Here is a 12,175-nt window from a genome sequence, read left to right as displayed (position 1 = left end):
ATAGCAACGGAAACGGCAATTCCGGCAATAGCAACGGAAACGGCAATTCCGGCAATAGCAACGGAAACGGCAATTCCGGCAATAGCAACGGAAACGGCAATTCCGGCAATAACAACGGGAACGGCAAGAAATAGGTTAAATGCAGCTTGCGCACCTGGGGGCGCGCATTTTAACCGAGAATTCTTGAAGAGTTAATTGGGGTCTCCTATCTGGCAAGCTGTCAACAGAATGCGCCTTTTGAACGCATGTCTACTCGCAATGTTTTTGGTTGCGAGCGTGTTTATTATGCGGTCAGCCGGAATTGCCACTTCTCTTGATCGCTGGCTTTGGGAAGCAAGATTCGGGATCGATCATCGTCCTGTGTCCGGTGAGATTGTTCTCGTCGACATTGATGCTCGCAGTCTCGATAGCCTTGATGTGTGGCCGCTGCCTCGTCGCCTGTATGGTCAACTGACAGACGAGCTGGTGAGTTTCGGCGTTCAGGACATCGTATTCGATGTCGACTTTAGTGCGGCATCCACGCCCGAAGACGATCTCCTGTTCGCAGAGGCAATCGAAAGGGCCGGCAATGTAAGCCTAGCTGCGTTTGTTCAAAAATCCGGAGCAACAGGCAGTTCGGGCGAAGTTGTTAACCTGCCGATCGAGAGGTTTCTTCAGAACGCGTGGCCGGTGGTTGTCATGGTTCCCATGGAGGATGACAGCCGTATCTGGCGCAATCTGTATGGGTTTGAAATTTCAGGAACCTCTGAGCTTTCAGCAGCGGCTTTTCTAGGTAACTACAGCGGTGCAACATCCGGTGCATTTGGCCTTGATTACAGCATTGCGATTGATCAGCTGACACGCGTTTCTCTTGTCGATGTGCTGGAAGGTTCTGCCGATCCTTCTGTATTTGCGGGTAAAAAAGTAATCGTTGGTGCAAGCGCGCTGGAACTGCGTGATCTCTTTCCTGTGCCTGTTTTCGACATTCTTCCGGGAAGCATGATACAGGCGCTGGGAGCTGAAACACTCCTGCAAGACCGGGCAATGTCGGAGCGCGGCGAGTTGATTGCGCTCCTGTTCGCTTCCGCGATTGTTCTGTTGCTGTTGTTGACGAAGGTCGAAGGGTGGTCGATCAAGGTTGGTATTCTGCTTCTTGCAGCAATTTCCCTCGAAACTGTTGCCTTCGGTGTTCAGAATCTGACACCGGTATTGGTTCCGACTGCGAGCGCATACTTTTTGCTGTTTTTCGCGGCCGTCGGAGTGATTTTGCGTGAGCTCGGATTTCACAAGGTTTTGTCGCACATCGCCACGGTCAGACGACGCAATAGCGAACGGATCCTCGGTCAGGTTTTCGATGATAGTTTCGACGCGATTGTTGTTCTCGACAAAGACGGAAAAATTACTGCTGCAAATCAGACCGCAAGAAAGTTGTTTCGGGACGAAACGTTGACTGGAAAGTCTGCACGTTCTGTTTTGCCCGCAGCACTGGTTGAAGAGGCTGAGATCGCTCTTGGCTCTGATCTAAATCGTCAACCTGTGCCGCAAATTCTGACGCTGGCGGACGAAGGAACGAAACGCAAATTCGTCGAGTTTGTGGTAACCCGATCCGATAAAACCGAAGTCAGCACCAGACGCACTGGAGAACTTGAGACCAGAGCCGTCGCCTGTCTGACCTGCCGCGATGTAACGGATGAACGAGAGTCAGCAGAACGGCTGAAATATCTCGCGCAGTTCGATCCGGTAACCAACCTGGCCAACAGAAACGAGCTTGAGCGAGAATTGTCGCGGAAGATGAAATCGGCCAATGACAGTAGCCAGGATCTCTGCCTGGTGCAGTTTGCCGTTTCGAATTTCGATCAAATCGTCGCAACTCTCGGGTTTTCGTATGGAGACCGTGTCCGTCAGGCGATTGCATCTCGGCTGAAGAACCATCTTTCACAACAGATTACCTGGGCGGCCATGTCTGCTGATGTGTTCGCAGGAGTATACCTGTGCGAAGCCGCAGACGAACGGGACCTGTCACTGATTGACGGAATCCGGGAAGTAATTGGTGAAGATTATACAGTCGAAGGCGCGCGCATTTCTGTGCAGCTGAAATTCGGGTGTGCTTTTTCGGAAGGATCGATTGGACCAGAGGATATCCTGAAAAGGTCCGGAAATGCGCTGGCAAAAGTTCGAAGAGATGACCGTAAGCAGATCATTCGTTTTGAACCTGCAATGGACACGGCCCTTCAGCGGCGTAGAAAGCTGGAAACAGAATTGTTCAAGGCCATCGCCCGCGACGAACTGAGTTTGGCCTATCAGCCTTTGATAAACCTCGAAGACGGTTCGACCTTTGGTGCTGAGGCTCTTTTGCGATGGGAAAGCAGGGAATTTGGGACTGTCTCGCCGTTCGAGTTCATACCGCTTGCTGAAGAGAACGGATACATCGTTGAACTTGGTTCCTGGGCGCTTAACAGGGGGATGAAAGAGGCCCGGACATGGCAAAAACGACTGCGATTATCAGTCAATATCTCGCCAGTTCAGTTTTCGCGCGACAATCTTGTGGCCACGGTTCATGAAGCTCTCGAGCGCACGAATTTTCCTGCGGAACTGCTCGATCTTGAGGTCACTGAATCCTTGTTTATCGACGAGAGTGAGGATTTGAACTTCCACATGGAGCAACTGAAGTCACTCGGTTGCAGCTTCTCTCTCGATGATTTTGGCACCGGTTACTCATCTCTGGGATACATTGCCAACTACCCATTCGCGAAAATCAAACTTGATAAGTCGTTTGTTCGCCAATCGCTGGCCAGCAAGAAGGATGTTGCCATAGTCGAGGCGGTTCTGCACCTCGCCAAAGGGTTCGATATGTCTGTACTGGTGGAGGGAATTGAAACTCGGGAACAAGCGCAAAAGTTGAAGGAACTCGGATGCCCGATGGGGCAGGGGTATCTGTTCGGGAAACCAATGAGTTCTGCAGAATTTGACCTTTTGGTTGCCAAGGCCGCCTAGCAACGCAACAAGCAGTCGACCGCAGCAATGCCTATGTTTACACGTTTTTGTCGATTTCGGATCTTGTTTCTCAGGTGAGATGCATGATATTGCACGTTTATGTCCAGTGTTTCTTATTTGCCTGAACAGCGCAGAGCCGAGATCCTTGCGATCCTTTCCAGAGGAGAGCCGGTCTCGGCTGCGGAGCTCGCAAGCAGGTTTTCCGTGTCTGAAGATGCAATTCGACGCGACTTGCGAAAACTTGCGGCAGAAGGGTTATGTGAAAAAGTTTACGGAGGAGCGTTGCCGATTTCCCCCTCCGCTCAACCGTATTCCAGAAGGGCCGGCGAAGACCGGAGCCGGAAAGAGGCTCTGGTTGAAGTTGCCCTGACCTTGCTGAAGCCCAGGCAATGCTTGTTCCTGGATGTAGGCAGTACGAACGCACTGTTGGCGGAAAGGCTCCCGAGCAATCTCGAACTAACGGTCGTTACGAACTCGGTGCCCGCGATGGCCGCTTTGATGGACCGGCCGGGGATCAACCTGTTCGCCTTGGGTGGGCCTGTCAGAGGTCAGGTGGGCGGAATGACCGGTGCGCAGGCCGTGAGGGATCTCGAACGCTACCGGTTCGATCTGACTTTTCTGGGAACGTGCTCCTTATGCCCGGAAACGGGAGTTACCGCTTTTGATGGTGATGATGCCGAGGTCAAACGAACGGCTTCAAGAAACAGCGAGAAGGTTGTCGTTATGGTGACCACCGAAAAACTCGGGAAGCGACTGCCTCACAAGGTTCTTTCGATGGAGCAGATTGATTATCTGGTGTTGGAGGAAACAGCGTCGTCGCATTCTCCTGGCAGCTACCAGACCGATAAAAACCGGATCCTCACGACGAGCTCCTCCCAAATACACAAGGTGACGGAACGATGAACTCTGGCATCGGGGTGTTGCCGACGGATCGGCCGGCAACGCGTTTCGCTACACGGGTGGCGTTTTTTGTTGCTGGTTTCATGCTCGGATGCTGGTCACCTCTGATCCCGTTTGTAAAGCAGCGCCTTGGTCTGGATGAAGCCGGATTAGGACTGCTGCTGTTGTGTCTGGGCATCGGATCCGTCTTGACGATGCCCTTGGCGGGTATTGCATGCACGCGATTTGGCACCCGAAGGGTGATCTTGTGGGGCGGTTTCGGTCTGACTGCGATGTTTCCCGCCGTGGCCTTCGTCAGCTCAATCTGGGTCATGATCGCGGTTGTGTTATGGATCGGCGTCTTTCTCGGTTTTCTGGAAGTCGGCATGAATTCGCATGCCGCCGAAGTGGAAAGCGGTTCGAAGAAACCATTGATGTCGGGTTTTCACGCTCTGTTCAGCGTCGGTGGATTTGCGGGAGCAGGCGGGGCGACTGTGCTGCTATCAGTCGGCGTGACGCCTCTGGTCACCGCAGTTCTTGGAGCGGTCATTGGCTTTGCTGCTATTGGTGCCGCCTGGCCATGTCTGCTGAGAAGGGAAATTGATGCCGAGGCCGGTTCCTTTGCTTTGCCGAAGGGAATCGTCATGATCATTGCGCTCATGACCGCAACGACATTTTTGGTCGAAGGCGCGATTCTGGACTGGGGCGCGCTGCTTGTCAGCAGCCAGGGGCTCGTCGAAATTGCTGTCGGCGGATTTGGCTACATGCTTTTCTCGATTGCGATGACGATTGGGCGGCTGTTTGGCGACAGGTTTGTAGCTGCTGTCGGCAGCAGGCAGTCACTTGTCTGGGGCGGGGTGCTGACGATCATAGGTCTGATAATGGTCACCCTAGCTCCACATGTAACCGTGTCCGGCGTCGGCTTCGTAGCTATTGGCTTTGGCGCTTCAAACATAGTTCCGGTGCTGTTCAGCCTTGCCGGGGCACAACGTGACATGCCTTCCGGCCAGGCTATTGCTGCAGTCGCGACAGCCGGATATGGGGGCATCCTTCTCGGGCCTGCAGGCATAGGATTTGTAGCCGAAGTCTCCAGCCTTCAGGCGTCTTTCCTGTTGCTCGCTGTTTTGATGAGCCTCATTCCGTTGTTTGCTATCCCGGCAACGGCACGTGCTGCAAGGGCAGGGTGAAACCGGTCTGATAGAAAAACGCCGACCACTGCGTTTCGTTTAAAGCGATACATTCCGTGTCGCGGAAACGAGGCGAGTGGGGGTGAAGGAGGAGCAGGTCGGCGACAGAGCCGGTCTGCTCAATTTCTTTACCGGTCAGCCGGAATGACAATCCGGCAACCGATCAAGATGTCGCTCAAGGTCCCGGAGCCGGTGCAAAAAGGTTTTCCGGTCTCCGAGATTATCGCGCGTTTCAGAGGAGGGGCTCAGGAGCCGTTCAAACGTTCTTGCAGAACTGCAATTTCATCGGCCAAAGCCTGTGCGTGACGTTGAACGCGATCAAGCGCTACCCGCATGTTGTCGATGTCGGTTGTTGTCTGTTCATCCGCAACAGGAGGTGTACCCCGGCCAACAAGCAACCAGGTTGGGCTGACATTCAAAACGCCGGCGAGCAGGACCAGCTTGTTGGAGCGGGGTTCGGAGCGATCAGATTCCCAGCTGTGCAGCGTAGCTGTTTTGATGCCGAGCCGACGGGCCAGCTGAGCTGTCGACAGGCCTGCGATGTCACGAGCCTTGCAGATACGTTCTCCAAGCGTGTAGTCGCTGCTGCTTGTGGGCATGGCTGCGCTCCCATCATTGCCGGCTGTCTCTGCCACCAAACGAAGGCCTCCCTCCAGTTGGGACGGAGAATTTGTTTCATATGGATAGGTCATGGCGCGCACACTTGCATGTTCATGCTGTGCACTGCAACAGCTGAACACGGATTTGTCGCTTTGAGATTGCGCAGAGGCGGGTTTGTGTGGACTCACTGTTAAAAATTACGGTGCGTAATTTTAGTTCTCAGCTTGTTCTAATATTCTCGTTCGAAAAAGATACCGGCTTTTGAGGAGCCATCGGCGCCAACTTCTCCGCGTACTTTCAGACCTCGATCCAGATCGATATCGACCTTCACACGGCTGGACCCAGTACCCGTGCCCTGTTCCACGCCCAGATAGATATTGTCATTGATGTACTTTCCGACAGAAACGGACGTACCGCCTTCCTCATCGGTGTTGATGTCGATTGCATCGAGACCGAGCGATTTTCGGATTGTCGCCAGGGGTCCGTTATCGCTACCGCCGGTGAGTGTGGCGATTGCCGCAGCGAGACTGGCCACCTGCGTCGCCGACAGGTTGCCGACGCTCTTGCCGAACAAGAGCAAGGCAAGGACCTCGTCCTGAGGCAGTTCCGGTGAAGATGTAAAGGCAATTTTCGGATCGTCCGCTTCTCCGCTTACTGTCACCGTAATCGTCGTGTCGCTGACGGTTGTGGTTGCGGCGAAATCGATAAGCGGAGTGAGAGAGCCTTCAAACGTTGCGCTGCCGCGGGAAAACACAAGACGCCGCGTCAGGATATCAAGTTGACCTCGCTTGAGTGAAAAGGCGCCAATTGCTTGCGGGTCCGCCGTCGTGCCGACAATTTTCAGATTACCTTGTAGTTCTGCATCAAGGCCGCGACCTCGAATGAAGATCCGGCCAGGTGCGGAGAGCACAAGATCCAGACGTGGGGGAAAGGTTTTTTGCTCCGTTTGATTTTGTCTTTCCCCTCCACCCAATTCTTCAACCTGTCTTTGGATTGCCTTTGAAGCATTCACATGACGAACTTCGACGGGAGGAATGGCGCCTGGCAGATACTCCGGAATGGAAATATCGGCCTTGTTGATCGTGATTGTTCCACCAATTAGCGCGGAATTTGAAGTCGAAGCGAGTGGGCCTGAGATTTTCAGATCAGCATCAACCTCTGCTGTGACCAAACCCGGATCGACATATCTGCCTCTGTTGAGCTTGATGGCGAGATCAGCTTGAAATCCGTCTTTCATTCCGACCGTGCCTGCAGCCGACAAAGTGCCACCCGTGGCGAGCTCCCCGGCAATATTGTTCAAAGAGGCTTGATCCTGCGTGACAGCTGCAGTGCCGGAAATATTTTGGACCGTCAGACCTGTCGACAGGCTGGTGACCTTCAGCCCGGAAGGTGATGCCGTGATCTGATAAGCCGGGGAGGTTGCCGACCCGCTGACCTTGCCTGTCAACGAAACAGCGCCTTCTCCGCGCAAGCCGGCTTCCAGCATGGGACGCCTCAGCGCCGCAACCGGGACTGTTCCGTCCAATGTAATGGACAATGGATTGGGCTGTGCCAGCCCGATCGTCCCGGCAGCGGAAAGGTTCAACCCGTTGGGATCGCTAATCTTGGTTTTTTGCGAGATCTGATTGTCCTTCAACGTGCCGGAAGACTGCAGCCCCAGGACCGCGATGCCGTTGTTTTTCAATTCGGTTGCCGTCAAACCAGAACCTGATATCGTCCAGGTCGCTTCAGGGGAAGTCGAAGTGCCCTTTGCAGAAACGTTGCCTGAAAGGGTGCCCCCAAGGCCAAGCGATGGCACAAAAGCGTTGGCAAGGTTCAAGGGGACGGATTTCAACTCGGCAGACAGATCCAAAGTGGTGCCGGCGGTGCCGGACACGGCCAGAGAGCCGCTGCCCAGTTCCAGTTCGAGAGGTTGGATCCTGGCATCGCCGTTTGCATAAGAGATTGATGTCGGCTGTTTCAGCCGGCTCGCAATCCCCTGGTAGCGCAGGGCAAGTTCTGAGAGCGCAACAACATAGCTGTTGCTTTCCGGTTGCTTGATATGTGCCGCAAGGGTCAGGCCGTCGTTGGTTCCCTTGTCGATTTTCACATCCGCGGAGACGGCCGTACCGCCACCTTCCGGCTTGGCGAGGATCTTGGCCTCGTGAATGGGAGTAGCATCCGTCAAAAAGTCTGAGATTTCGATATCAGCCGTCAACGTTTCGGGGCTGAAGGGCGCGGCGACATTGGCGACCAGTTTCAGGTTGCCGAGGCTTACCGAAGGGACATCGATATCCGTGCCGGTAATGTCCAGGCCCACCGACTTCTTGTCGGGGTCGGCTTTGATTGTGCCTTGCAGGTTGCCGCTGATTTCGGTGAGCAAAAGCGGCGACAGCGAAGCGAGATCGGGGGCGTCGATCGTCAAATCGCCTTTCAGCGTTTCCACGGGTTTGCTCAGATCGCCGACTGACAGTGAGCCCGAAACGGTGTTCCCGGCCAACTTCAGCGAAAGCGGGTTGATGTCGGCACCGCCTTCAGAACTTGTCAGTTCCACATCAATGGCAATCGGTTGACCGTTCAGCGAGGCGGAACTTTTCACCACAGCCGTGGGGGCTTCAAGGTCTGCTGTGGCATCCGCGGAAAACTTCAGGTTGTCCAGCGGAGTTCCGGCGAGCATGATCTGCTTTGAAGAAGCGTCGGCTTTGATTTTGAGAGCATCAATCTTGCCGGAGGTTTCTGCGTTCAGATCAAGGCTTCCTGCAAGTTGAGGATCTGCCTTTGAAAGATCAGCCAGACTTGCGGCAAGGTTCGAAGTCAGGGATGCATCCTGATAATGCGCTTTGCCCGTTGCCTCGATCGCTTCGTTCTTGAGCGCGAAACTCTTCAACGTGACGTCTTGCTGGCCAGCCAAGACAACATTTGCATCAATCTGACTGCTGCCTTCGAGCAATGCATTGGCTTGGGGAACGCCGGTCTTCAGATCCTTCGTAACCAGAGCTGCTGTCACGGACCCGGCGACATTTGCTGGATCCAGATCAGTCGAGAAGGAAGCCGAAATGCTGCCTCCCAGCTCTCGGCCCGCCAAACCATCAAACTTTGCAAGATCTGCCAGCGATGCTCGGCCCTGACCTGACACCTTGTCGGCGGAAAGATCAAAGTCCGTGAGCGCAACAATTGCAGCAGGCGTGTTGAGCGACAGATCGTTGAGACGTATCGACTGCTTGCCACCGTCAGCCGTGCCGGTGCCTTTTAGCGAAAGGTTGCCGGACAGTGGTTCAGTCTGCGGCGTCAAGCCGTCAAGGTTCGCGATGGACAGGTCGATATCGAACGGCGAGACCAAGGCGCCCGGCGTCAGATCAGCTCCATTTCCTGAAGCCTTGAGCGTAATGTTGCCGGTACGCGCTTCAGTGGTCTGGAAAGAGCTCAGATCGATATTAGCCGACCAATCTGCCGCCTTTTGCTCTCCGGTTGCGGAGAACTGAAGTTTAAGAGGTCCAAAGGCGATGCGGCGTTCGCCTATATCCATGCCGACAAGCGCACCACCACCGGCATCCACGCTCAGGAGGCCTTTTGCGTCGATCAATCCGTCGGACAGCGCAGCATTTGCCTGTAGCGAAACGGTTTGTGTTGTCAGCGTCACGTCCGCCGACCGAGGGGCGAACGCGTTTGAGAAAGTGGCGGTTCCGGAGGCATCGGTCGTTCCCAGCAGGAAGACATGTGCAGCTGGAGGAGCCAGAGGTGCCAGGTCCCCATCCAGGTCGAACGTCAGAACCCTCTCTGAGGCTTTTTCCTCGATCTGAGCGGAGCCGGTTACAGTCGTGTGACCATCAAGAGCCAGATTGAGATTTGCAGCCCAGTTGGTCAAAGGCCCATCGCCCTTCAGGCTCAATTGTACGGCTGGAAGGTCTGGAACATCCAGAAGACGTGCCGCTAGACCGCCTCTCGGCTCCTTCACCGCAACGTCAAACGCAAGCGTCTCCGCTGCAGGTTCGAATTCGGCGGCAGCCTTGAGCGATGCGTCAACGCCGTCCACTCTTTCAATGTCCAGCTTGGCCGTGACGAGCGCCGGATCCAGGGCAAACGAACCGGCGCCGGAAGCGGCAAGCGATACGGGTGCGCCCAGCAAGGGTTCGCCAAGATTGACTTCGGTGAGCACAAGGCGTTGAAGGGAAACGCTTACGGGAAGCGAGAGACCGCCGGAACTTTCGCTTTCATCTGACGCTGAAGGTTCGCCTGCAGGCTTTACGGGCAGGCGGACGAGGTCTATCCGTTCGGTCGAGATGGATTTGATGTCGAGATCACCGGAAAAAAGTCTCAACGGGTTCCAATTCACGGCAATACCGTCAGCGGTCAACCAAGTGCCTTCCGGATCCGCGAGAGCGATCTCTTCAACTGCCGCGTCGAGAGTGAAGCTGACAAAAAGCCCCTTTACCTGAATGGTCTGGTTCTCGTTGGACACGAGGGAGCTGACAATGCCGGAGGCAAGGTTGCGGCCGGCAGGAAACTGCAACGCTCCGATGATCAGCACCGGCACGGCAACGGCAAGGACGATCAGGAATCCGAAGATCCTTAAAGTGAGATTCAAAAATCGCATCGGCGTTAAAAAGCCTGGCTCAAACCGACATAAAGGGCAAAATCCGGATCGTTCGGTCCCGGATCAAGCGGGACCGCCGCATCGATGCGAAGCGGTCCTATGGGGGTAAAATAACGCAAGCCGGCGCCGACGCCCACCTTCAGGCTTTCGGAAAAGTCGGGAATGCTATCTTCATAGGCATTGCCGGCATCAACAAAGCCAACAACTCCAATGGTTTCTGTCATTCTGATCCTGACTTCACCGGAAAGTTCCACGAGCGAGCGACCGCCCACAACTTCGCCGTCCACGCGCGGGCCGACGTTCCGGTAGGCGTAACCTCGGATGGAGCCACCGCCGCCTGCAATAAATCGTCTGCTCGCCGGAACCGCTTCAACGGATGGAGCCAATATGGAGCCAGCCGAAGCCTTGCCTGCGAGAATAAAGCGTTTTGCCTCGTCCAGCGCGTAGTAGCTCGAAACCGTTCCCTTCATGAACCCCATGGCGTTGGAATTCAACGTATCGTAAGCAGGTTCCGCAAACAGAGCGGCAAACACACCCTTGGACGGATTGAGCTTGTCATCCCTGTTGTCGAACGTCAGGTCCGCCGGCAGCCCGACAAGCAGATAGTCGTCATTGCCAAATGCGTCTTCTTCGTTGGCGTAAAAGACTTCTGCGCCTGCACGACCTTTCAACTGCTCTGAAAATTGCCGGTTCAGATAGGCATCAAATGTGATCGAGCGGCTCTTGTAGGCATCGGGGTTTTCCTGCCTGGCTCCAAGGCTGGTGGAGAAGCTCGTCAATGGCCCGAATACACCGGGTTTTTCAAACGCGATGCGAGCCGAGTATTCTTGGTTTTCCAGGCTCTCCGTTCCGATTCTGCCGATTGACCCCTCAACGGAAAGCAGCTCGCCACGGCCGAACAGGTTTCGTCTGCGCCAGTAGGCCTCAACGCCGAAGCCCTCGATACTGGACCAGGATGCTCCGGCTCCTATGACATGCCGTTTGCGCTCGCTCACCTCTATCATGATCGGCAATGTGCCGTCGGGACCCGCAATGTCACCTTCGACAAAGCGAATGGACGAGAATATGCCAAGTTCGTTCAAACGTCTGCGAGCTCGGGCTATATCCTCTGGAGAATAAATACCGCCTTGCGGCAGCATGGCCTGTTGAATGACAAAATTCGGGTCCGTCACTTCGGTTCCGCTGACGGAAACCGTTCCGAAGCGTGCCTGAGGTCCGGCATCCGCGACCAGAGCGACATCCAGTTTGTTTACACTGTGATCGGCGGTGATGCGGCGTTCGGCAATTTTCGCTTTCGGATAACCTCTGCCACGCAACACCGACACGATGCGATTTTCAGCAGTTAGTATTTTGCCTGATGCTGCAAGTTCTCCCGGTTCCAATCCCCAGAATGACGGGTCGGTCGACAGGTCTCCTCCATTGGAGGAAATAGTGACTTTCCCGAAGGTGAACTCGGGGCCAGGATTGACAAGGATGGAAACCTTCACCGGTCGCGTGTCGGGCAAGTCACTTTGCTCAAGCGCTGTTTCCAACGGAATGCCGGCGAGCGAAATGTCGACCGTTCCGCCGTAGCGGCCATCGGCATAAAGTTTGGCAACAAGGCGTTCCCTGTCAGACAGAGCTCGGGCAATCAGTCCGGCTTCTCCCGAAGGCGGTTTATCTTGCTGTTGGATCAGAAGCGACGCACTCTTGAGGTCTTTCGAAAGCTCCTCTCCACCGTTCGTGGTGGAGAGTTCAGCTTCATAAGGCGTAGGATCCGGTACGGCTTCGCCTTCTTCTTCCTCGTCGGAAGACCCGAAGGGAGACCAGCCAAAAATTTCGAATGAATGAGCCGGCAGTGTGGTGAACGACAGCAAGCAGCAAAACAGTCCGGTCGCCAAGAAACCTTTGGCAAAACCGATCGCGCCGGAGCTCCATCGAGCAGCCGACGTGTGAAATGCGCAACTATGCTGTTCCGAACCAA

Annotated in this window: 6 protein-coding genes; 3 read left to right on the top strand and 3 right to left on the bottom strand. The window is 54.9% G+C overall.

Translation table 11 applies throughout. From position 1 onward, the window contains the following. Positions 1-228: 228 nt before the first annotated feature. The 3 genes from ABLQ08_RS16990 to ABLQ08_RS16980 all read left to right on the top strand — a co-directional run bounded on the left by ABLQ08_RS16990 (position 229) and on the right by ABLQ08_RS16980 (position 5,039). The gene (locus ABLQ08_RS16990) at positions 229-2,973 is read left to right on the top strand and encodes an EAL domain-containing protein (RefSeq protein WP_352944380.1); all 2,745 of its coding nucleotides are present in this window, start codon (positions 229-231) and stop codon (positions 2,971-2,973) included. Positions 2,974-3,072: 99 nt separating this feature from the next. Beyond that, positions 3,073-3,876 (top strand): DeoR/GlpR family DNA-binding transcription regulator, encoded by an 804-nt coding sequence (locus tag ABLQ08_RS16985; RefSeq protein ID WP_352944378.1) that lies wholly within the window; start codon positions 3,073-3,075, stop codon positions 3,874-3,876. Further along, on the top strand, positions 3,873-5,039 hold the full coding sequence (locus ABLQ08_RS16980; protein ID WP_352944376.1) for an MFS transporter: 1,167 nt from the start codon (positions 3,873-3,875) through the stop codon (positions 5,037-5,039). Before ABLQ08_RS16985 ends, ABLQ08_RS16980 begins: the two co-directional genes overlap by 4 nt. Before the next feature lie 245 nt (positions 5,040-5,284). Here ABLQ08_RS16980 and ABLQ08_RS16975 read toward each other — a convergent pair whose 3' ends face one another. The 3 genes from ABLQ08_RS16975 to ABLQ08_RS16965 all read right to left on the bottom strand — a co-directional run bounded on the left by ABLQ08_RS16975 (position 5,285) and on the right by ABLQ08_RS16965 (position 12,068). Continuing rightward, complete coding sequence (locus tag ABLQ08_RS16975) at positions 5,285-5,638, bottom strand: helix-turn-helix domain-containing protein (RefSeq protein WP_352944374.1); 354 nt, start codon at positions 5,636-5,638, stop codon at positions 5,285-5,287. Between the two features lie 230 nt (positions 5,639-5,868). Then, the gene (locus ABLQ08_RS16970) at positions 5,869-10,212 is read right to left on the bottom strand and encodes a translocation/assembly module TamB domain-containing protein (RefSeq protein WP_352944373.1); all 4,344 of its coding nucleotides are present in this window, start codon (positions 10,210-10,212) and stop codon (positions 5,869-5,871) included. Positions 10,213-10,217: 5 nt separating this feature from the next. Beyond that, a complete protein-coding gene (locus ABLQ08_RS16965; RefSeq protein WP_352944371.1) occupies positions 10,218-12,068 on the bottom strand; it encodes an autotransporter assembly complex protein TamA in 1,851 nt (616 codons plus the stop codon). Between the last annotated feature and the right edge of the window lie 107 nt (positions 12,069-12,175).

This window comes from Roseibium sp. SCP14 (assembly GCF_040329475.1).
Taxonomy (GTDB): Bacteria; Pseudomonadota; Alphaproteobacteria; order Rhizobiales; family Stappiaceae; genus Roseibium.
The sequence above is the reverse complement of the archived record's forward strand: the minus strand, read 5'-3'. Positions and strand labels throughout refer to the sequence as shown.

Bases quoted from the DNA above. Each gene is read 5' to 3' on its own strand.
- ABLQ08_RS16980 (WP_352944376.1), top strand. From the start codon at position 3,873: ATGAACTCTGGCATCGGGGTGTTGCCGACGGATCGGCCGGCAACGCGT.
- ABLQ08_RS16970 (WP_352944373.1), bottom strand. From the start codon at position 10,212: ATGCGATTTTTGAATCTCACTTTAAGGATCTTCGGATTCCTGATCGTC.
- ABLQ08_RS16990 (WP_352944380.1), top strand. From the start codon at position 229: ATGCGCCTTTTGAACGCATGTCTACTCGCAATGTTTTTGGTTGCGAGC.
- ABLQ08_RS16985 (WP_352944378.1), top strand. From the start codon at position 3,073: ATGTCCAGTGTTTCTTATTTGCCTGAACAGCGCAGAGCCGAGATCCTT.
- ABLQ08_RS16975 (WP_352944374.1), bottom strand. From the start codon at position 5,638: ATGCCCACAAGCAGCAGCGACTACACGCTTGGAGAACGTATCTGCAAG.